We start from the raw sequence: 19,506 nt of genomic DNA on the forward strand, positions 1-19,506 counted from the left end.
TTGGATGGGGCGCGCGGGCAGAGAGGGCGCGCCACACGCAGTTGACTAGGCTACCAACTGCCGTGGCCGACACTCAAATCGACAGGCCGGGCAGAAGGATGCCTGATCAGTTTAGCGTGTGGTCATGATGGCTCGGACCGGAATGCTCACGGCTTGAACCAGAACTTCTCGTACTCCGCCCAGTCCTCCTTGGTGGCGGCGAAGTCGACGTAGAGCGCCAGGCCGAACCGCTCGCGCGGTTTGCCGTACGAGGTCAGCGCCAGCCGGGCGCCCCTGGCCGCCTTCTCGACGCTCTCGGCCTCGTCCGCCCAGGAGACGCCGTGGTCGTGATAGGCCGGGGCGCCGATCAGCACCGTCTTCTCCTCGGGGACGAGGTCCAGCGCCAGCGAGCTCTGCCGTACGACGTAACCGCCGTAGACGGAGGGGAAGGGGAGGTAGGAGTCGTAGGTCATGATCGCCACCTGGTCGGTGAGCTTCGCCACCTGGCGGAAGTACTCGGGGGACCAGTACTTGTCGTGGCCGGTGGCGGCGCGCGCGGCCGGGCGGACGAGCGGGAACGGCTCGATCTGCGGGGTCGAGGTGGAGAGCAGGCCGTCGCCCACGATCGCGCGGGTCCGGGTCAGCAGGTCGAGGAAGTCGGTGTCGCCGTCGCCGATCGGCTCGAAGTTGTAGTGGACGCCGTCGAAGCCGAGCGCGGTGATCGCGCGGGCGCCGTCCAGCACGCGCTGCCTGGAGGCCGCGTCGTCGAGGTCCAGGACGCCGTCGACCTTCTGGCCGAGCCAGGCCGACACCCTGATCTTGGGGAGTTCCTCGCGCCACCACCTCAGGAAGTCGGCCGCCTTCGGATATTTGCCGGCGGGTAGTGTCCCGTCGGGGTCGAACGGGCCAGAATGGACGTACACGTCCTTGATCCCGGTCTTTCGCAGCCGGGCGGCGAGGGTGCGCACGTCCTCGGCCGTCTTGCGGCCGTCGACCCACGCGTGGCCCAGCCACAGGGCGTCGTGGCCGGTCGTCTTCGCCCATGGGGCGGGTGTCCCGGTAAACTGCAGGGTGAGGGTGGCCACGGCCACTCCTGGAAGCGCGAGGAGCAGGGCCGCCACCATAGCGAGAAACCGCAGGCCGCGCCGTGCTCTGGTCCGGGCAATCACCCGGACATGTCACCATGGAAGACGGCTGGCATGCCAGCCGTGTGATCGTCATCAATCTGTTGAAACGGACCCCGGTGCGCATTCAGCCTGGCCAGACCGACCCCGCTGTGCTCCGCAACTTCTGCATCATCGCGCATATCGACCATGGCAAGTCGACACTCGCCGACCGCATGCTGCAGATCACCGGAGTGGTCGACGACCGTTCCATGCGCGCCCAGTACCTCGACCGGATGGACATCGAGCGCGAGCGCGGCATCACGATCAAGTCGCAGGCGGTCAGGCTGCCGTGGAAGGTCGGCGACACCGACTACGTCCTCAACATGATCGACACCCCCGGGCACGTCGACTTCACCTACGAGGTCTCCCGGTCGCTCCAGGCGTGTGAGGGCGCGATCCTGCTGGTCGACGCCGCGCAGGGCATCGAGGCGCAGACGCTGGCCAACCTCTACCTGGCCATGAACAACGACATGACGATCATCCCGGTGCTCAACAAGATCGACCTGCCGGCCGCCCAGCCGGAGAAGTACGCCGCGGAGATCGCCCACCTCATCGGCTGCGAGCCGGAGGACGTGCTGAAGGTCTCCGGCAAGACCGGCATCGGCGTCCGCGAGCTGCTGGACCACGTGGTGGCGAACATCCCGGCCCCGGTCGGCGACGCCGACGCGCCCGCCCGCGCGCTGATCTTCGACTCGGTGTACGACACCTACCGCGGCGTGATCACGTACGTCCGGGTGATGGACGGCCACCTGGGCAAGCGTGAGCGCATCCTGATGATGTCCACCGCCGCGGCCCACGAGACGCTGGAGATCGGCGTCATCTCGCCCGAGCCGAAGATCGCCGACCAGGGGCTCGGCGTCGGCGAGGTGGGCTACCTGATCACCGGCGTGAAGGACGTCCGCCAGTCGCGGGTCGGTGACACGGTGACCTCCGTGACACGTCCGGCCCTCCAGGCGCTCAGCGGGTACGAGCACCCCAAGCCCATGGTCTTCTCCGGCCTGTATCCGATCGACGGGGACGACTACCCCGACCTCCGCGAGGCCCTGGACAAGCTCCAGCTCAACGACGCCGCCCTGGACTACGAGCCGGAGACCTCCGCGGCCCTGGGCTTCGGGTTCCGCTGCGGCTTCCTCGGCCTGCTCCACATGGAGATCGTCCGCGAGCGGCTGGAGCGCGAGTTCAACCTCTCGCTCATCTCCACCGCGCCCAACGTGGTCTACCGGGTGATCATGGAGGACGGCAAGGAGGTCGTCGTCACCAACCCCTCGGAGTTCCCCACCGGCAAGGTGGAGAAGGTCTTCGAGCCGATGGTCAAGACGACCGTGCTCGTCCCCTCGGAGTTCATCGGCGCCATCATGGAGCTCTGCCAGAACCGCCGGGGCAACCTGCAGGGCATGGACTACCTGTCCGAGGACCGTGTCGAGATCCGCTACACCATGCCGCTCGGTGAGATCATCTTCGACTTCTTCGACCAGCTGAAGTCCCGGACGCGCGGCTACGCCTCGCTGGACTACGAGCCCTCGGGCGAGCAGGAGTCGGACCTGGTCAAGGTCGACATCCTGCTCCAGGGCGAGGCCGTCGACGCCTTCAGCGCCATCGTCCACCGGGAGAAGTCGTACGCCTACGGGGTCGAGATGGCGAAGAAGCTGCGCGAGCTCATCCCCAGGCAGCAGTTCGAGGTGCCGATCCAGGCGGCCATCGGTGCCCGGGTCATCGCGCGTGAGAACATCCGCGCCATCCGCAAGGACGTCCTCGCCAAGTGCTACGGCGGCGACATCTCCCGCAAGCGCAAGCTGCTGGAGAAGCAGAAGGAGGGCAAGAAGCGGATGAAGATGGTCGGCCGCGTCGAGGTGCCCCAGGAGGCGTTCGTCGCCGCGCTGTCCACCGAGTCCTCCACGGACAAGAAGAAGTAGGCGGCCCGCCCCCGGCCGGCCGGGGGCGGAAACGTGCGGGCGAGGCCGCTGATGACCCAGATCACGCGGCCCCGCCCGGTATGAGAGGGTCGATCAGCGCAGGACGCTGTAGAGCGCCGAGGTGAGCGACGCCCTGGTGTCGTCCTGGTCGATGGACCACATCATCGAGCCGCCGAGGCCCTTCAGGCGGATGTAGGCCGCCTTCTGCAGCAGCGAGGCCGGGTCGTCGTAGGACCAGAACTCGTTGCCGTCGTAGAGCCACACGGTCCCGGTCAGCAGGTCGCGGTAGCGCTTGCCGGGCTTGTTCGCGAGGATCTTGTAGTCCTCGCTCCCGGCGGCGAAGGTGCCGGGAGCGGGGCCGGTGGCGGTGCCGTACAGGCCGTTCTTCCCGCCGGTGACGCCGGTCCAGCCCTGGCCGTACGCCGGTACGCCCACCACGATCTTCTTGGCGGGCGCGCCGCGTGTCAGGTAGTCGCGGACGGTCTGGTCCACGCTGTACTTCACCGGGTTGGGGTCGCGCCGGTCGGTGAACAGGTTGCCGTTGTGGCCGGTGACGGTCTCCCACGAGCCGTGCAGGTCATAGCCCTGGACGGTGGCGAAGGTGAGCTGGCTGAAGACGTCGCGGACCTCGAAGCCGGCGTCGATCTTCGCGGCGGCGGCGGGCAGGAAGGCGGTCAGCTCGGTACGCCGGTCGAACTCGTTCATCTGGCGGCGGAGCTCGGTGACGAACAGGGTGAAGTTCCGCTTGTCCTCGGGACGGATGATGTTGCCGACCTCGCCGGAGGAGCCGGGCCACTCCCAGTCGAGGTCGATGCCGTCGAACACGCCCGCCCCGGTACCGGCCGCGGTACCGGGCAGGTTGCCCTTGAGCCACAGGTCGATGCAGGAGGAGGCGAGCTTGGCGCGGCCCTCGGGGGTGAGCACCGCGTCGGAGAAGTACTTCGAACCGGTCCAGCCGCCGAGGGAGATCAGCGCCTTGAGACCCGGGTGCTTGGCCTTGAGCTTCCTCAGCTGGTTCAGGTTGCCGTTCAGCGCCTGGCCCTCGGCGTCGGCGACGCCGTCCACGCTCTGCTCGGCGGGCACCGGGCGCTGCCAGTCGGCCCACGGGTCGGGGGAGTAGCAGTCGCCTCCGGCGTTGACGAAGCCGAAGGCGTAGTTGATGTGGGTCAGCTTGGCGGCGGCGCCGCTGGTCTCCATGTCCTTGACGTGGTAGTTGCGGCCGTAGACGCCCCACTGGATGAAGTAGGCGACCCGCTTGTAGCGGTCACCGTGTCCCTGGGATCCCTGGGATCCCTGGGGTGCTCGGGCCTGGGCCGGGGCCGGTAGGGCCACCGCCGCGAGACCCGCGGCGAGGGCTGCCGCGATCACTTTACGGAGGAGTCTCTGCACGGGCTTCTCCACTGCTTGGAATAGTAACTTATAGGAAACTTTCCTTTAAGTTTCCCCGGATCGTAGACCTGCGTGATCTGGCCGTCAACGGCCAACGGCGTTTTGACCGGTGGACGGCGGGACGCTTCGGCTAACTTGGTAAGGCATGGAGCAGCAGGCGTTCTGCAACCGATGTGGCACCCCTGTGCGCGGGCTGTCGCGATGCCCCAGGTGCGGGGTGCCGACGCGGGGTCAGCCTCCGCCGGACCAGTCCCCGTCGGCCCGGGTCCCACCGGCTCAGCCCCAGCGGGGCGCTCCTTCCGGCGGGTCCCGCGTCCCGCCCGAGGAGTGGCGGCAGGATCCCGCCGACTGGCAGCAGCACCTCCCCCCGGAAGAGCGGCCCTGGCGCCCCCCGGTGGGGGACCCGCCCTCGGCGCCGCCAACGCCACCGGACCGGGGCCGGGACCGGCCGCCCCGTGGGGATCGCAAGGTCTGGCCACTGGTGGCGACGGTCACGGTCCTCGCGATGGCGCTGGTCACCGCCGGAGCCTTCTGGCTCGCCCCACGAGACGGCCCCACGTCCGTGGCGGGCGGCATCGGGGCGGCGACGACGGCCGGCGACCGGGCGGCGGCCGAGGCCGGGACGCCCGCGGCGGGGCGCGCCCCCCAGGGGCCCCGGGACGCCGAGACCCAGGCCAGGGTCCTCGACGCCCTGCTCGCCGACAGCGGCGGTTCCAGATCGGGCCTCGGCTCGGCCCTCGATCAGCTGCGTTCCTGCGAGGGCACCGCCACCGGGCTCGCCACGCTCCAGCGGATCACCGCCGCCCGCCGCGAGCAGGTGGTCCAGGTCAACGCGCTGGACACCGGCGAGCTCGACGGCGGCGACGCGGTCAAGGCGCGCCTCATCAGGGCCCTGACCGCCTCGTTCGACGCCGACGAGGCGTTCCTCGCCTGGGCGACCCGCCAGGAGGCCGAATGCGACCGGGCCTGGAGCGGCGACGACGACTACCGGCGGGGCCTCGCCTTCTCCGGCGAGGCGACCACGGCCAAGCGGGGCTTCCTGAAACTGTGGAACCCCCTCGCCCGGAGATACGGCCTGCCGGTGCGCGACGAGCACGAGATCTGACGCCCGAGAGCCCGCAGGAGGCGATCCGGCACGCGGCGCGGCCCTCGCCCGCGGCACGAGGGGCAGGCCGGGGCCGGGGCCTCCGGTGGTTCGGCTCCGGGCCGCCCGGCGCTGCCGAGCACCGGATCCCCGGCGCCCCCGAGTACCGCACCTCGGCGTACCGGGCATCGCGGAGGAGGCGGCAGACTTGGGGCGTGCCATCCACACTTCCCGACGGGGATCCCGTGCCCGCCTCGGGTGAGCTGCCGGAGAGCGCGCTCGCCGGGCTCGGCGAGCGGCCCTTCGGCTTCTACGTCCACATCCCCTTCTGCGTGACCCGCTGCGGTTACTGCGACTTCAACACCTACACGGCCTCCGAGCTCGGCCCCGGCGCGTCGCAGAAGGACTACGCGGACACCGCCGTCGACGAGGTGCGCCGGGCGCGGGCCAACCTCGGCGACGCGCGCCTTCCCGTTGAGACCGTCTTCTTCGGCGGGGGGACCCCCACCCTGCTCCCCGCCGGGGACCTCGTACGGATCCTGCGGGCGATCGAGGAGGAGTTCGGGCTCGCACCCGGCGCCGAGGTGAGCACCGAGGCCAACCCCGAGTCGGTGGACCCCGCCTACCTGGCGGAGTTGCGCGCGGGCGGGTTCAACCGGATGAGCTTCGGGATGCAGAGCGCCCGCGAGCACGTGCTCCAGGTGCTGGACCGCCGCCACACCCCCGGCCGCCCGGCGCGGGCGGTACGGGAGGCGAGGGAGGCGGGGTTCGACCACGTCAACCTCGACCTGATCTACAGCACACCGGGGGAGAGCGACGACGACTGGCGCGCGTCGCTGGCCGCGGCGATCGAGGCGGGCCCCGACCACGTCTCCGCGTACTCGCTGATCGTCGAGGACGGGACGAAGCTGGCCGCCAGGATCAGGCGCGGCGAGCTCCCGATGCCCGACGACGACGTGGCCGCCGACCGTTACCTGATCGCCGACGCCATGCTGGCCGAGGCGGGGTTCGAGTGGTACGAGGTGTCCAACTGGGCGACCTCGGAGGCCGGGCGCTGCCGGCACAACCTGCTCTACTGGACCGGCGGCGACTGGTGGGGCGTCGGCCCCGGGGCGCACAGCCACGTCGGCGGCACCCGCTGGTGGAACGTGAAGCACCCCGCGGCCTACGCCCAGCGGCTGGCCGCGGGCACCTCGCCCGCGCACGCGCGCGAGGTGCTGGGTCCCCGGGACAGGGCGGTGGAACGGCTGATGCTGGAGCTGCGGCTCGTCCGGGGCTTCCCGCTCGCGGAGCTGGAACGCCCCCCGGTGGTCGCCCGCGCGCTGGCCGACGGCCTGCTGGAGGTGGAGCCGTTCAAGGCGGGCCGCGCGGTGCTCACCCTGCGTGGCCGCCTGCTGGCCGACGCCCTGGTCCGCGATCTCACCTGAGGCTCCGTCCACCCGCTCGCCGGCACCCGGCTCGCGACCTCGCCCGAGGCTCCGCCCGGGACCTCGTTCGAGGCTTCGAGGTTCCGCCCGGGACCCGGGCAGGTCAGCTGACGAAGCGGATGTTCACCGGATAGCGGTATCTCTCTCCCCGGTTGGCCGCCACCGCGGCGACGATCGCCATGACGATCGACCCGATCCAGAGGAAGAACATCAGCACGAAACCGATGAACACGAACGCCAGGATCCAGGAGACGAAGTAGAGGATCAGCACCGTGAGCTGGAAGTTGAGTGCCTCGGCGGCCTGGTCGCGGGCGTAGGGAGACTCGTCCTTCTTCGCCAGATAGAGCACCAGCGGGCCGACGAAGGAGGTGAGCAGGCCCAGCAGGTGGGCGAGCATCGCCATGGTGGTGTCGTCGCTGCCCGGCCGCGCGCCGTACGTGCCCGGTGGGGCCGGGTAGCCGTATCCCGGCGGGGAGCCGTAGACGCCGTACTGGGAGTATCCGGGCTGCGGGCCTCCCCGGTGGCCGTTCTGGTAGCCGCCGGCGTCGTACGGGGAGGCGGGCGGCGGGTAGCCCCCGTACCTCGGGTCCGGTCGGCCGTACCCCTGGCCGGGCTGCCCGTGTCCCTGGCCGGGCTGCCCGTGTCCCTGACCGGGTGATCCGTACTCCTGGCCGGGCCGGCCGTATCCCGGATCCGGCGGGCCGTATCCCCGGCCGGGCGTGCCGGTCTCCTGGCCCGGCCGGCCGTGTCCCCCGCTGGAGGGCGGGGCGCTCTGGCCCGGCCACGTGTGGCCGGGCTGGGGGTCGCCGACGCGCCGGGTCCGGTCGTCGCCCGGCGGGTCCTCGGGGTTCTCGCTCATGTCCCCTCCTGATGGGTTGACGGCCTAGCCATCCTCGCCGGGAACCGTCACGAAGTCGATCAGCTCCTCGACGGGGCCGAGGAGCTCAGGCTCCAGATCGGCATATGTCGTGACCGATCCGAGAATGCGGCGCCATGCCGTGGCGGGCTCCACGTTCCAGCCCAGCGCGGCGACGACGCCCTCCTTCCAGGGCACGCCGCGCGGCACCGACGGCCAGGAGGGGATCTTGAGCACGTGCGGCCTGACCGCCTGCCAGACGTCCACGAACGGGTGCCCGACGACCAGCACGTGCGGTGAGGAGACCCGCGCGGCGATCCGGCTCTCCTTGGAACCGGGAACCAGGTGGTCGACGAGCACGCCCAGCCGCCGCCCCGGCCCCGGGCCGAACTCCTCGACGATCGAGGGCAGGTGGTCGACCCCCTCCAGGTACTCCACGACCACCCCCTCGACCCGCAGGTCGTGCCCCCACACCTTCTCCACGAGCGCGGCGTCGTGCACGCCCTCCACGTAGATTCGGCTCTCCCTGGCGACCTGGGCCCGCAGGCCCTCCACCGCGATGGAGCCCGACGCGCTCCGCCTGGGGCCGCGCGGCGCGGCGGCGGGCCGTACGAGCGTCACCACCTCGCCCTCCAGCAGGAACGCGGCCGGCTCCAGCGGGAACACCCGCCGCCGCCCGAAGCGGTCCTCCAGGGTGACGGCCTCCTTGTCGCAGGCCACCACGGCGCCGCAGAAGCCGCCGTCGGCGTCCTCGACGACCAGGTCGAGCTCCGCGGGCACCTGGGGGATCGTCCCCCTGCGCGGGCGCCGCCAGTCTCCCGCCAGAACGTCACGCTCGTACATCACCGACCGCCCACCCTCTCTCGCCGGGGATCAGGTGGGACGCTAGCAAACACCACCGTCACCTGCCGTAGGGTCCCGGCTGTCCCCACTGCCCCACCGGCACCGCGGCCGCCCGGCGCTTGCGGGCGTTGCTCCGCTTCACCAGGACGACGATCGTCACGACGATGGCGAGCAGGATCCCGACGCCGGGGATCACGAACAGGGCGAGCACCCCGCCCACCAGCGAGTCGGCGGCCAGTTCCTTGCCCACGCCGAAGGTCGTGCCCTCCGCGGGGTCGGCGGAGCACTGGACCTGGTAGTCGCCCGCCTGGTCCACGCCGACCCGCAGGCCCATCTCCCAGGTGACGCCGTCGGACCCCGCGACGGTCTGCTGGAGGTCCGGCTTCTGCAGGCTGGGGGTGCCCGTGCCGCCCTTCAGCGTGCACTCGAACTTGGTGGGACCGCCCGTGGCGACGTAGATCGCGGGCTTGTCCGCCGGGTCGATCCTGACCGTCGCGGCCTCGCCCGGGGCGAAGGTCTTCGTGGGGGCCGCGTCGGTGACCGCGTTGAAGATGCCCCCGGCGAAGCCGCCGATGCCGACGACGATGCTGACCAGGGCGAGCAGCCATACCCCAACGATCCACCCGATACCAGGCTTGATCTTCCCGCTGGGCGGCGGCGGTCCCTGGGGGGCGCCGTAGCCGGGAGGCGCGTAACCGTAGGAGGGGGGCTGCTGACCGTACTGCGGCTGCTGGCCGTACTGCTGCTGGCCATACGGCTGCTGGGGGCCGCCGTGACCGGGGCCGCGGGAGGCGTCGCCCGGATAAGAACCGAAATCGTTGGACATGCCCAAATTGTGGTGGGTACCGCTTGGATCGCGATAGCAGTTGACTTGACAACGGCTTGCCGTCATCATCCGCAGCTCTTGCTTATCGCGCCTTCCGCACCGGGGCCGTACACTTGGCACTCGGGAACACAGAGTGCCAAACCTCGTGTTTCCCTCTGAACGCAGGCAGGGAGGTGACCACGTTGGTCGACGACCGAAAGCTCGCCGTGCTTCGCGCCATCGTCGAGGACTACGTGTCCACCAACGAGCCGGTGGGTTCGAAAGCACTCGCGGATCGGCACAACCTGGGGGTGTCCCCGGCGACGATCCGCAACGACATGGCGGTGCTGGAGGAGCAGGGCTACATCGCCCAGCCCCACACCAGCGCCGGCCGGGTGCCCACCGACAAGGGCTACCGGCTCTTCGTCGACCGGCTCTCGCAGGTGAAACCCCTGTCGAGCGCCGAACGCAAGGCCATCGAGAGCTTCCTCGCCGGCGCGGTGGACATCGACGACGTCGTCATGCGGACGGTGCGGCTGCTCGCCCAGCTCACCCGGCAGGTCGCCGTGGTCCAGTACCCCACGCTGACCCACTCGACGGTCAGGCACGTCGAGCTGGTGCCGCTGAGCGAGCGCCGGCTGATGTTCGTGCTCATCACCAACACCGGCAGGGTCGAGCAGCGCGTGGTCGAGCTGCCCAACGTCGTCGACGAGCAGCGCGTGGCCCATCTGCGCGCGATGCTCAACGCCTCCCTCGACGGGTGCGGGCTCACCAGCGTCCCCGACAAGGTCGCGGACCTGCCCGAGCGGCTGCCCACGGAGGACCGGCCGCTCGCTGCCACTATCCTGTCAGTGCTGCTGGAGTCCCTGGTGGACCGGCATGATGAGAAGATCGTTTTTGCCGGGGCCGCCAACCTCGCGGGAGCCGACTTCACCGTCGGGCTCCGCGACGTGCTGGAGGCCCTGGAAGAGCAGGTCGTGCTCATGCGACTGCTCGGTGAGACCTCCGACCTCTCCGCGCTGACCGTGCGGATCGGCTCGGAGAACCCCTACACCGGACTCCAGGGCACGTCCATCGTCGCCGCCGGATACGGTTCTGGGGACAAGCAACTGGCCCGGCTCGGTGTGCTGGGCCCGACGCGAATGGACTACCCGGTCACGATGGGCGCGGTGCGCGCGGTGGCACGCTACGTCAGCCAGATCCTGGCTGCATCATAAGAGGTCAACGAAAAGTGGCTAAGAGCGACTACTACGGCACCCTCGGGGTGCGCCGTGACGCCAGTGCGGAAGAGATCAAGAAGGCGTACCGCCGCCTGGCGCGCGAGCTGCATCCCGACGTCAACCCCGACCCCGAGACCCAGGAACGCTTCAAGGAGATCACCCAGGCCTACGAGGTCCTGTCCGACTCCAGCAAGCGGCAGATGTACGACATGGGTGCCGATCCGTTCGCCTCGGGTGGCGGCGCGGGGGCCGGGGGCTTCGGCGCCGGCTTCCCGTTCAGCGACATCATGGACGCCTTCTTCGGCGCGGCCGGTGGCGGCGGTGGCCGCGGCCCCCGTTCCCGCGCCCGGCGCGGGCGCAACGCCACCATCCGGGTCGAGCTCGACCTGCGCGAGTCGGGCTTCGGCACGACCCGCGAGCTGGTCGTCGACACCGCCGTGGTCTGCGAGGTCTGCACGGGCTCCGGCGCCGCGGCCGGCACCCACCCCGACACCTGTGACATGTGTCACGGCCGGGGCGAGGTGTCCCAGGTCACCCGGTCCTTCCTGGGCCAGGTCATGACCTCCCGCCCCTGCCCCCAGTGCGGCGGCTTCGGGTCGATCATCCGTAACCCCTGCCAGGAGTGCTCCGGCGACGGCCGGGTCCGCACCCGGCGGACCATCAAGGTCCGCATCCCCGCCGGGGTCGAGGACGGCACCCACATCCAGCTCGCCGGCGAGGGTGAGATCGGCCCGGGCGGAGGCCCGCCCGGCGACCTGTTCCTGGAGATCGTCGAGCGTCCCCACGAGATCTTCGAGAGGCGCGGCGACGACCTGCACTGCACCGTGCAGATCCCGATGACCGCGGCCGCGCTCGGCACCATCCTGACCATGGAGACGCTCGACGGCGCCGAGGAGCTCGACATCCGCCCCGGCACCCAGTCGGGCCAGACGATCCCGCTCTATGGGCGGGGCGTCCAGCGCCTGAACGAAACGGGGCGCGGCGACCTGCTGATCCACGTGAACGTGGAGACCCCCTCCCGCCTCGACGCCGAGCAGGAGGAGCTGCTGAAGGAGCTCGCCAGGCTCCGCGGCGAGGAGCGCCCGCCCGGCAAGTTCGCCCCCGGGCAGCAGAGCTTCTTCTCCCGCCTGCGGGACGCTTTCAATGGCCGCTGACCATTCGATCGCCGCTGACCAGGCCCGCTCACCGGCCCGGCCGCGCGGGCACGGCCCGGCTCGACTCCGGCGGGGGCGTCCCGCCCGGGTCCGCTCCGGTCCGTGTCACCCGGGCCGGGCCGGCTCCGGGACGAGGCGCCCCGGCCGGGCCGGCTCCGACGGCCCATGACCGTCCCGGTCTTCCTCGCCGACCCCGCCGACCTGGCCAGGCCGGCGTTCGTCTTCGGCGGCCCCGAGGGGCGCCACGCGGCGGCCGTACGGCGGCTGCGGGCGGGGGAGCGGCTCGACCTCACCGACGGGGCGGGCTCCGTCGCCGAGTGCGTGGTGACCGAGGCGGGCAGGGACTCGCTCAGGGTCGAGGTGCTGCGCCGCCACGACGTGCCCGTGCCGTCACCGCGCCTGGTCGTGGTCCAGGGCCTGCCCAAGGGCGACCGGGGCGAGCTGGCCGTGGAGATGATGACCGAGGCGGGGGTCGACGTGATCGTCCCCTGGGCCGCGGCCAGGTGCGTCACCCAGTGGAAGGGCGAGCGGGCGGCCAAGGCGCTGGCCCGCTGGCGTTCCACGGCGCGCGAGGCGGGCAAGCAGTCGCGCCGTTTCCACCTGCCCGAGGTGACGGAGCTCGCGTCCACCGCGAAGGTCGCGGCCCTGCTGTCGGCGGCGGCGCTGGGCGTGGTGCTGCACGAGGAGGCCGCCGCCCCGCTGTCCGGCCTGTCCCTTCCGGCCGTCGGCGACATCGTCGTGGTGGTCGGCCCCGAGGGCGGGGTGTCGGGGGAGGAGATCGCCGCCTTCCGTGAGGCCAAGGCGGTGCCGGCGCTGCTCGGGCCGACGGTGCTGCGCACCTCGACGGCCGGGGTCGTCGCGGCGGCGGTGCTCCAGACACGCAGCGGCCGCTGGTGACACCCCGCGGGGGTGCGACCGGGCCACTCTCCGGCCTTTCCGGAGGCGCCCGGGAAGCCGTCCCGCGAAGAACGAGGGCGAAGAAGGGGAGAGCCGGTCAGGGATCACCGTGACCGGTCACCGCGCTAACTCTGGATGGGGGACGGAGCCAGGGTGCTCGCCTCCGTCGGCATGGGGGGCGACACGTCGCCCGACGGCGCGCACGCGTCGGATGAGCACGGGCTCTCCGAGGGGGCCGGCGGCCTCGTCCTCGTCGGCGTCGGTGTCGCCTCGATCTCCTCGCACCTCCTGACGATCCCGCCGGGCTCGACGGTGGGGCTGTCGAGGGGGGTGGGGCAGGTGGGGGTCGGCGCCGGCGCCGGCTTGGGGGCCGTCGTCGGCTGGGTCGTCCTGGAGGTCGGCCGCGCGCTGGGCGCCGCGCTCCTGGACGGTGTGGGCCTCGGCGGAAGCATGGTGGCGCCGGGACCCGACCTGCTGACGGCCGGGGGCGAGGTGTGGCCGGACGGCGGCTGCGGATCGGGCGCCGGGGGACGTGAGGTGGCGGACCCGTCGACCGGCGGGGTCGACTCGGCGAACTTGACCCACTCGGTCCTCACCTGACGGCCCACCTCCTCGCGGAACTGGGGAACCACCATGACGACGGTCGCCGCGACGAGGACCGCGCCCGCGACGGAGGCTCCGGCGCGCCACCACACCAGCCGGCGGATCCCGCGCCGCTCGATGCGGCCGCGGATCACCTCCAGCCCGTCCGGGGAGGGAACGACCGAGTTCGCCTCCGCGCTGAGCGCGCGGCGAAGCAGCTCGCCGTACTCATCCGGGGAGTCGGTCATGACAGTTGCTCCAGTGAGGTTCGTAGGGCGGCCATGCCGCGAGCCGTGTGGCTCTTGACCGCGCCTTTGCTGATGCCCATCGCGTGGGCGATCTGCGCCTCGGACAGATCTCCGTAGTAACGCAGCACCAGGGCCTCCCGCTGGCGTGCGGGCAGCCCACGGAGCGCCTCGATGACGGCGGAGCGCTCGAACTCGCCGATCGCGCCGTTCTCGGCGCTCGGCGCGTCGGGCATGCCCTTGGGCGCGTACTTCTCGACGACCGCCCGATGCCGAAGCACCGAACGTGATCGGTTGACGACCGACTGTCGCAGGTAGGCCAGTGCCTTGTCGGTGTCGCGCAGTCGGCGCCAGGCGCCATGGATGGCGACGAACGCGTCCTGCACGACCTCCTCCGCGGTTGCCATATCACGGACGAGTAGGACGGCGAGACGCACAAGAGACCGATAGTGCGCGCTGTAGAGCGCGGTAACGGCCATGTCGGCATCCCATCCGACGGGCACCGCCCCGAGCGACCTGTCGGCCACGAGGGTCTCGGTGGTCACATCAGTGGGACGCTTGGCCTTCCCAGAGGGTTTACGCTCTTCCGGTTCATTAGGGGGCATGACCCAGTCGTGTCCTCGCCAGGCGGCCATATATTGCTGCGCGCAAAGGGCTGTCGTGGTTGAAGTTTTGCACACCCACCATATCCGGGCGGATCTTTGTTTGCGGACGGGAACCATCACCGATTCGCAACGTCCTCAGCGGTAAGGTGCCTGCATGGTGAGCGAAGCCGACTGCCTGTTCTGCAGGATCGTGGCCAAGGAGATTCCCGCGGAGATCGTCTACGAGACCGATCGCGTGCTGGCCTTCCGCGATGTCAACCCCCAGGCGCCGACCCACGTGCTGGTGGTCCCCAGGGGCCACTACCGGGACGCGGCGGCCCTCGCCGCCGCCGACCACGGCCTGGCCGACGAGGTGATCAAGGCCGCGCACGCGGTCGCCGAGCAGGAGGGGATCGCCGAGCCCGGCTACCGGCTGGTGTTCAACACCGGGCCCGCGGCCGGCCAGACCGTCTTCCACGTGCACGGACACGTGATCGGCGGGCGCGACCTGCGGTGGCCGCCCGGCTGAAAACCGGTAGGCGCGATCCCGGCGATCGCGGCTAGCATGGCGGTGAAGTTCCGCGCCTATATCTGGAGGCGAACAGGCCGTAAGGCCCGCTCATGTCCGAGACAAACGATTCCAGCAGAACGCCGCCGAGGTCCCGGGGTGCCAGCCGGACCCAGGCGAAGGTGGTTATTCCGGACGATCAGTCGATGGTCAGCCTGCTGGGCTCGCGCGACGAGCTGTTGCGCGTCATCGAGGGTGCCTTCCGCGCCGACATCCACGTCCGGGGAAACGAGATCACCGTCACCGGCAGCCCCGAGGAGAGCAGCACCGTGGTGCGGCTCTTCGAGGAGATGTCCGAACTCGTCCGCGGGGGCGCGCAGCTCACGGCCGACGCGGTCGAGCGCAGCATCGCGATGCTGCGGATGACCTCCGACCGGCCCGCCGAGGTTCTCTCCCTGGACATCATCTCCTCGCGGGGCCGGACCATCCGCCCGAAGACCGTGAACCAGAAGCGTTACGTCGACGCGATCGACAAGTTCACCATCGTCTTCGGCATCGGGCCGGCCGGCACGGGCAAGACCTACCTCGCCATGGCGAAGGCGGTGAAGGCCCTCCAGGAGAAGAAGGTCAACCGGATCATCCTCACCCGCCCCGCGGTCGAGGCGGGCGAGCGGCTGGGCTTCCTGCCGGGCACGCTCTACGAGAAGATCGACCCCTACCTGCGCCCGCTCTACGACGCGCTGCACGACATGCTCGACCCCGACTCGATCCCCAGGCTGATGGCCGCGGGCACGATCGAGGTCGCCCCGCTGGCCTACATGCGCGGCCGTACGCTCAACGACGCCTACATCATCCTGGACGAGGCGCAGAACACCTCGCCGGAGCAGATGAAGATGTTCCTGACGCGTCTGGGCTTCAACTCGAAGATCGTCGTCACCGGTGACGTCACCCAGGTCGACCTGCCGAACGGCACCCAGAGCGGCCTCAGGGTCGTCCAGGACATCCTCGAGGGCATCTCCGACATCCACTTCAGTCGCCTGACCAGTGCCGACGTGGTGCGGCATAAGCTGGTGGGAGACATCGTGGACGCCTACGGGCGCTACGACGAGACGCAGCGCCAGAGCAGCGCGGTGGAGCAGATCAAGGGCGTGGTCAAGCAGCGCCCCCGGGGGAGATCATGAGAGCGGACGGGCCGGCGGCCGGTCGAGAAGTGGTGAGCGAGCGATGAGCACGGAGCGACTCCGGCGCGGGAAGCGGACCGGGTCGCGTGGTACGAACCGGTCGCGCGGCGAGCGGGGAGCGGGGAACGGCCGATGAGCGTCGAGGTCAACAACGAGTCCGGCGTCGAGATCGACGAGGGGCTCATCGTCTCGCTGGCGGGCCACGTGCTGGAGCGGATGGGCATCAACCCGCTCGCCGAGCTGTCGATCCTGGTCGTCGACGAAGAGGCCATGTCGGTGCTGCACGAGCAGTGGATGGGCGAGCCGGGTCCCACGGACGTGCTCGCCTTCCCGATGGACGAGCTGCGCCCCGGTCCCGGCGCGGGCGCCAGGCAGGAGGGCGACGCGCCCACCGACCCGGCGCTCCTCGGTGACGTGGTGCTCTGCCCGCAGGTGGCCGCCAAGCAGGGGGCCGAGGCCGGGCACGGCACCGAGGCCGAGCTGGAGCTGCTGTGCACGCACGGCATCCTCCACCTGCTCGGCTACGACCACGCCGAGCCCGAGGAGCACAAGGAGATGTTCGGCCTGCAGGGCGAGCTTCTGGAGTCGTGGCGGGAGGTGCGCCCCCAGCGGTGAACTTCGCCAACGGGTGGTTGTTCTCGGCCGTCGTCCTCGTCGTGGTCGGCGGGTTGATCGCCAGCGCGGAGACGGCCCTGACCCGCATCTCAAGGGTTCGCGCGGAGGAGTTCGTCCGCGACGGACGCCGGGGCGCGGAGCGCCTGCAGGCCATCGTCGCCGACCCGCCCCGCTACCTGAACCTGCTGCTCCTGCTCCGGCTGAGCTGCGAGCTGGTCGCCACGGTGATCGCCACGCTGCTCTTCATCGACTGGCTCGGCGACCAGGGCTGGGCCTACACCGCCGCGGCGGCCGTCATGATCGTCGTGAGCTACGTGATCGTCGGGGTCTCCCCGCGCACGCTGGGCCGCCAGCACGCGGAGCCGATCGCGCTCGCCAGCGCGCCCCTGGTGTACGGCCTGACCCGGATCTTCGGCCCCCTGCCCAAGCTGCTCATCCTGCTCGGCAACGCCGTGACGCCGGGCAAGGGCTTCCGCGAGGGGCCCTTCACCTCCGAGGCCGAGCTGCGCGACCTGGTCGACCTGGCCGAGGAGCGCAGGGTCATCGAGCCCGACGAGCGGGAGATGATCCACTCGGTCTTCGAGCTCGGCGACACCCTGGTCCGCGAGGTCATGGTGCCCCGCACCGACATGGTGTTCATCGAGCGCGGCAAGACCCTGAACCAGGCCCTCTCGCTCGCCCTGCGCAGCGGTTTCTCGCGGATCCCCGTGGTCGGCGAGAACGAGGACGACGTCATCGGCATCGCCTATCTCAAGGACATCGCGCGCCGGGTGCAGGACACCGGTGACGACGGGCGCGCCGAGCCGGTGGAGTCCCTCATGCGCCCGGCCACCTACGTGCCGGAGAGCAAGCCGATCGACCAGCTTCTCCGCGAGATGCAGGCCCGCCAGATCCACCAGGCCATCGTGATCGACGAGTACGGCGGCACGGCCGGCCTGGTCACCATCGAGGACATCCTGGAGGAGATCGTCGGTGAGATCGCCGACGAGTACGACCAGGAGGCGCCCAGGGTGGAGCCGCTGGAGGACGGCGCGGTCCGGGTGACCGCCAGGCTCCCGGTGGGAGACCTGGAGGACCTGTTCGGCATCGAGCTGGAGGTCGACGACGTCGAGACCGTCGGCGGACTGCTGGCGCACGCGCTGGGCCGGGTGCCGATCGCCGGTTCCCAGGCGGTGGTGGAGGGGCTCAGCCTGACGGCCGAGAGCCTCGCCGGACGCCGCAACCGGATCGGCACGGTCCTCGTCACCAGGGCGATTCCCGCCGAGCCCGACTCGGTCCCGGCCTCCGCCGAACAGTGAGGACCCCGGGCCGCCGTGGCGGCCCGGAGTCGCCGGGGATCGCCCGGGATCGTTCGGGACAGGCGGATCCGGAAGGGCGATCCCGGCGGGGTGACCCAGGGCCGACGATCTTGACGAACGGGTCCGGGCGGCTCGGAGCGGGTGATCCCGGTGGGTGGTCCGGTCGGGGCTCCGGGCGGGCGATTCCACTGGGCGGGTCCGGGGGGATCCCGTGGGCGATCCGTTCCCAAGCCGTCCGCAAGCCTCCTGCAAGCGGGGCGCGCGATGCTTCTCACGGCACCCGGTCGCGCGGGAGCCGGTGGAGAAGGTCCCGGCGCCCGGAGGGGTTCGCGGTGCGGGGGATCGGCTCCAGGGGGAGACAGAGTCACGCAGGGCTCCGAGGCTGTTCTGCGTCACTCGCTCAAGGGTGTTCTCGACCGTGAAATGCGGTTGAGGGCACCCTTAGGCGTTTATTGAATGATTGCCGCTTTTGCCGACGGGGAAGAAAGCGAGTCGGTGGGGACGGGACGCCTCGCCCATGACATCGGGGGAATGCTCATGGCACGGGGAACGAGCTTTGTCGTTTTTGCGGTGTTATGTGGGCTTATATCGAGCGCTTTGGTGGGGTGTGGTGGTGAGGCGGGGTCCGACGACGCCACGGACCGCGCCGCGGAGCTGAACCGGCTGCGCGGGGTGCTCAGCGAGGCGCGGGACCTGCCGGACGGGTTCTCGGCCCGCCCGCGCAACGGCTGGCGCGCCCCCTTCCAGGCCGTCGACGAGGACTGCCGGCTCGTCCTCGACGCCGCCGGAGGCAGGCCGCCGAAGCGGGCGCTGGGAGCGCGGGCCGCCGTGACCTACCAGGGCGACGGGGTCGGGGAACTGGCCGGTTTCGGCCTCGCCTCCTACGGCGGCGACGACGCGGCGCTCCACTTCGGCGAGCTCGCCGAGGCGCTGGGCGGCTGCCCGGTCGCGCGGGCCCCCGTCGCGGGGCGCGGCACCGCCCTCAGGGTCTCCGACCTGGACCTGGGCTGGGTCGGTGACGGGGTGCAGGCCAGGCGGCTGAACGGCAGGCTGAACGGATACCCGTACGAGATCCATCTGGTGTTCGCCCTCAGCGGCCACACCCTGATCTCGCTGGTGCACGCCGGGGTCAGGGACGTCGACGCGGCGCGCACCGGGCAGCTCGCCCGCCTGCTGGTCGACCAGGTCGACCAGGTCGGTCAGGCCGATGAGGCCGACGAGGCCGGCGCTTAGGAGGCCGGCGTCCGGGCGTGGGAGGCCGCTCCGCCCGACGTGAGGATCACCGTCTGGGGGAGAGCACCGCTTGAGTGAGCACCGTCGTGGGCGAGGCCGCCAGGGGCCTCTGTGCGATGGGAAGCGCCGCGTGGGGCGAGGCCGGGTCGCCGTGGGGGGCGGGGGCTGAATACCCTTGTGCCGTGAGTGACGTGACCCTCGACCCCGAGGACAAGAAGATCATCGTGCTGGCCCGTTCCGCCCGTGCCCGCAACGGCGCCGCCGAGGGGGCCGCCGTGCGGGACGAGACCGGCCGGACGTACTCGGCGACCAACGTGGCGCTGCCGTCGTTGACCCTGTCGGCGCTCCAGGTCGCCGTGGCGATGGCCGTGTCCAGCGGAGCGGAGTCGCTGGAGGCCGCCGCGCTGGTCACGGCGGGTGACGGGCCCTCCGACGCCGACACGCGGGCGGTCCGCGATCTGGGCGGCGAGGCCGTGCTCGTGGCCGGTCCCGACGGGACACCGCGTCAGAGCTGAGCCCGACATCGG

At 71.0% G+C, this 19,506-nt stretch carries 19 protein-coding genes; 13 read left to right on the forward strand and 6 right to left on the reverse strand.

Annotation, left to right across the window (positions count from 1 at the left end):
* Positions 1-146: 146 nt before the first annotated feature.
* Positions 147-1,064: a glycoside hydrolase family 18 protein gene (locus ACFFRH_RS20995; RefSeq protein WP_386158848.1), complete on the reverse strand. Its 918-nt coding sequence runs from the start codon at positions 1,062-1,064 to the stop codon at positions 147-149.
* Between the two features lie 158 nt (positions 1,065-1,222).
* Between ACFFRH_RS20995 and lepA the strand changes: the two genes are divergently transcribed.
* Positions 1,223-3,058 (forward strand): translation elongation factor 4, encoded by a 1,836-nt coding sequence (lepA, locus tag ACFFRH_RS21000; protein WP_344742695.1) that lies wholly within the window; start codon positions 1,223-1,225, stop codon positions 3,056-3,058.
* Between the two features lie 93 nt (positions 3,059-3,151).
* Here the strand turns inward: lepA and ACFFRH_RS21005 are convergent, their stop codons facing one another.
* A complete protein-coding gene (locus ACFFRH_RS21005; protein ID WP_344742694.1) occupies positions 3,152-4,447 on the reverse strand; it encodes a glycoside hydrolase family 18 protein in 1,296 nt (431 codons plus the stop codon).
* Between the two features lie 481 nt (positions 4,448-4,928).
* Here ACFFRH_RS21005 and ACFFRH_RS21010 point away from each other — a divergent pair, with 481 nt between their 5' ends.
* Positions 4,929-5,552: a hypothetical protein gene (locus ACFFRH_RS21010; protein WP_344742693.1), complete on the forward strand. Its 624-nt coding sequence runs from the start codon at positions 4,929-4,931 to the stop codon at positions 5,550-5,552.
* Positions 5,553-5,746: 194 nt separating this feature from the next.
* The gene (gene hemW, locus ACFFRH_RS21015) at positions 5,747-6,958 is read left to right on the forward strand and encodes a radical SAM family heme chaperone HemW (protein ID WP_386158854.1); all 1,212 of its coding nucleotides are present in this window, start codon (positions 5,747-5,749) and stop codon (positions 6,956-6,958) included.
* A gap of 103 nt (positions 6,959-7,061) precedes the next feature.
* On the opposite strand, the gene ACFFRH_RS21020 is transcribed toward hemW, so the two are convergent.
* The 3 genes from ACFFRH_RS21020 to ACFFRH_RS21030 are packed head-to-tail and all read right to left on the reverse strand — an operon-like array spanning position 7,062 to position 9,483.
* Positions 7,062-7,817 carry a DUF4870 domain-containing protein gene (locus ACFFRH_RS21020; protein ID WP_344742691.1) on the reverse strand — a complete coding sequence of 252 codons (756 nt, stop codon included), beginning with the start codon at positions 7,815-7,817 and terminating at the stop codon, positions 7,062-7,064.
* A gap of 24 nt (positions 7,818-7,841) precedes the next feature.
* Positions 7,842-8,657 (reverse strand): DUF3097 domain-containing protein, encoded by an 816-nt coding sequence (locus tag ACFFRH_RS21025; RefSeq protein WP_344742690.1) that lies wholly within the window; start codon positions 8,655-8,657, stop codon positions 7,842-7,844.
* Between the two features lie 58 nt (positions 8,658-8,715).
* Positions 8,716-9,483, reverse strand: a complete 768-nt coding sequence (locus tag ACFFRH_RS21030) for a hypothetical protein (protein WP_344742689.1) — start codon at positions 9,481-9,483, stop codon at positions 8,716-8,718.
* 182 nt (positions 9,484-9,665) lie between these two features.
* Between ACFFRH_RS21030 and hrcA the strand changes: the two genes are divergently transcribed.
* The 4 genes from hrcA to ACFFRH_RS21050 all read left to right on the forward strand — a co-directional run bounded on the left by hrcA (position 9,666) and on the right by ACFFRH_RS21050 (position 13,333).
* Complete coding sequence (gene hrcA, locus ACFFRH_RS21035; RefSeq protein WP_344742688.1) at positions 9,666-10,679, forward strand: heat-inducible transcriptional repressor HrcA; 1,014 nt, start codon at positions 9,666-9,668, stop codon at positions 10,677-10,679.
* Positions 10,680-10,693: 14 nt separating this feature from the next.
* On the forward strand, positions 10,694-11,836 hold the full coding sequence (gene dnaJ, locus ACFFRH_RS21040; RefSeq protein ID WP_344742687.1) for a molecular chaperone DnaJ: 1,143 nt from the start codon (positions 10,694-10,696) through the stop codon (positions 11,834-11,836).
* A gap of 165 nt (positions 11,837-12,001) precedes the next feature.
* Positions 12,002-12,733, forward strand: a complete 732-nt coding sequence (locus tag ACFFRH_RS21045; RefSeq protein ID WP_344742686.1) for a 16S rRNA (uracil(1498)-N(3))-methyltransferase — start codon at positions 12,002-12,004, stop codon at positions 12,731-12,733.
* Positions 12,734-12,886: 153 nt separating this feature from the next.
* Positions 12,887-13,333: a hypothetical protein gene (locus ACFFRH_RS21050; RefSeq protein WP_344742685.1), complete on the forward strand. Its 447-nt coding sequence runs from the start codon at positions 12,887-12,889 to the stop codon at positions 13,331-13,333.
* 226 nt (positions 13,334-13,559) lie between these two features.
* Here the strand turns inward: ACFFRH_RS21050 and ACFFRH_RS21055 are convergent, their stop codons facing one another.
* Entirely contained in the window at positions 13,560-14,039 is a 480-nt protein-coding gene (locus tag ACFFRH_RS21055; RefSeq protein ID WP_043655278.1) for a SigE family RNA polymerase sigma factor, read from the reverse strand.
* A gap of 283 nt (positions 14,040-14,322) precedes the next feature.
* Between ACFFRH_RS21055 and ACFFRH_RS21060 the strand changes: the two genes are divergently transcribed.
* The 6 genes from ACFFRH_RS21060 to ACFFRH_RS21085 all read left to right on the forward strand — a co-directional run bounded on the left by ACFFRH_RS21060 (position 14,323) and on the right by ACFFRH_RS21085 (position 19,494).
* A complete protein-coding gene (locus tag ACFFRH_RS21060; RefSeq protein WP_344742705.1) occupies positions 14,323-14,673 on the forward strand; it encodes a histidine triad nucleotide-binding protein in 351 nt (116 codons plus the stop codon).
* A 92-nt stretch (positions 14,674-14,765) separates the two neighbouring features.
* Entirely contained in the window at positions 14,766-15,833 is a 1,068-nt protein-coding gene (locus ACFFRH_RS21065; protein ID WP_344742684.1) for a PhoH family protein, read from the forward strand.
* Between the two features lie 132 nt (positions 15,834-15,965).
* Entirely contained in the window at positions 15,966-16,448 is a 483-nt protein-coding gene (gene ybeY, locus ACFFRH_RS21070; RefSeq protein ID WP_344742683.1) for an rRNA maturation RNase YbeY, read from the forward strand.
* Positions 16,445-17,746 (forward strand): hemolysin family protein, encoded by a 1,302-nt coding sequence (locus ACFFRH_RS21075; protein WP_344742682.1) that lies wholly within the window; start codon positions 16,445-16,447, stop codon positions 17,744-17,746. Before ybeY ends, ACFFRH_RS21075 begins: the two co-directional genes overlap by 4 nt.
* A 600-nt stretch (positions 17,747-18,346) precedes the next feature.
* The gene (locus ACFFRH_RS21080; RefSeq protein ID WP_344742681.1) at positions 18,347-18,979 is read left to right on the forward strand and encodes a hypothetical protein; all 633 of its coding nucleotides are present in this window, start codon (positions 18,347-18,349) and stop codon (positions 18,977-18,979) included.
* 182 nt (positions 18,980-19,161) lie between these two features.
* Complete coding sequence (locus tag ACFFRH_RS21085; RefSeq protein WP_344742680.1) at positions 19,162-19,494, forward strand: cytidine deaminase-like protein; 333 nt, start codon at positions 19,162-19,164, stop codon at positions 19,492-19,494.
* Positions 19,495-19,506 lie beyond the last annotated feature (12 nt).

The sequence above is a fragment of the Streptosporangium vulgare genome, from assembly GCF_042428775.1.
Lineage (GTDB): Bacteria > Actinomycetota > Actinomycetes > Streptosporangiales > Streptosporangiaceae > Streptosporangium > Streptosporangium vulgare.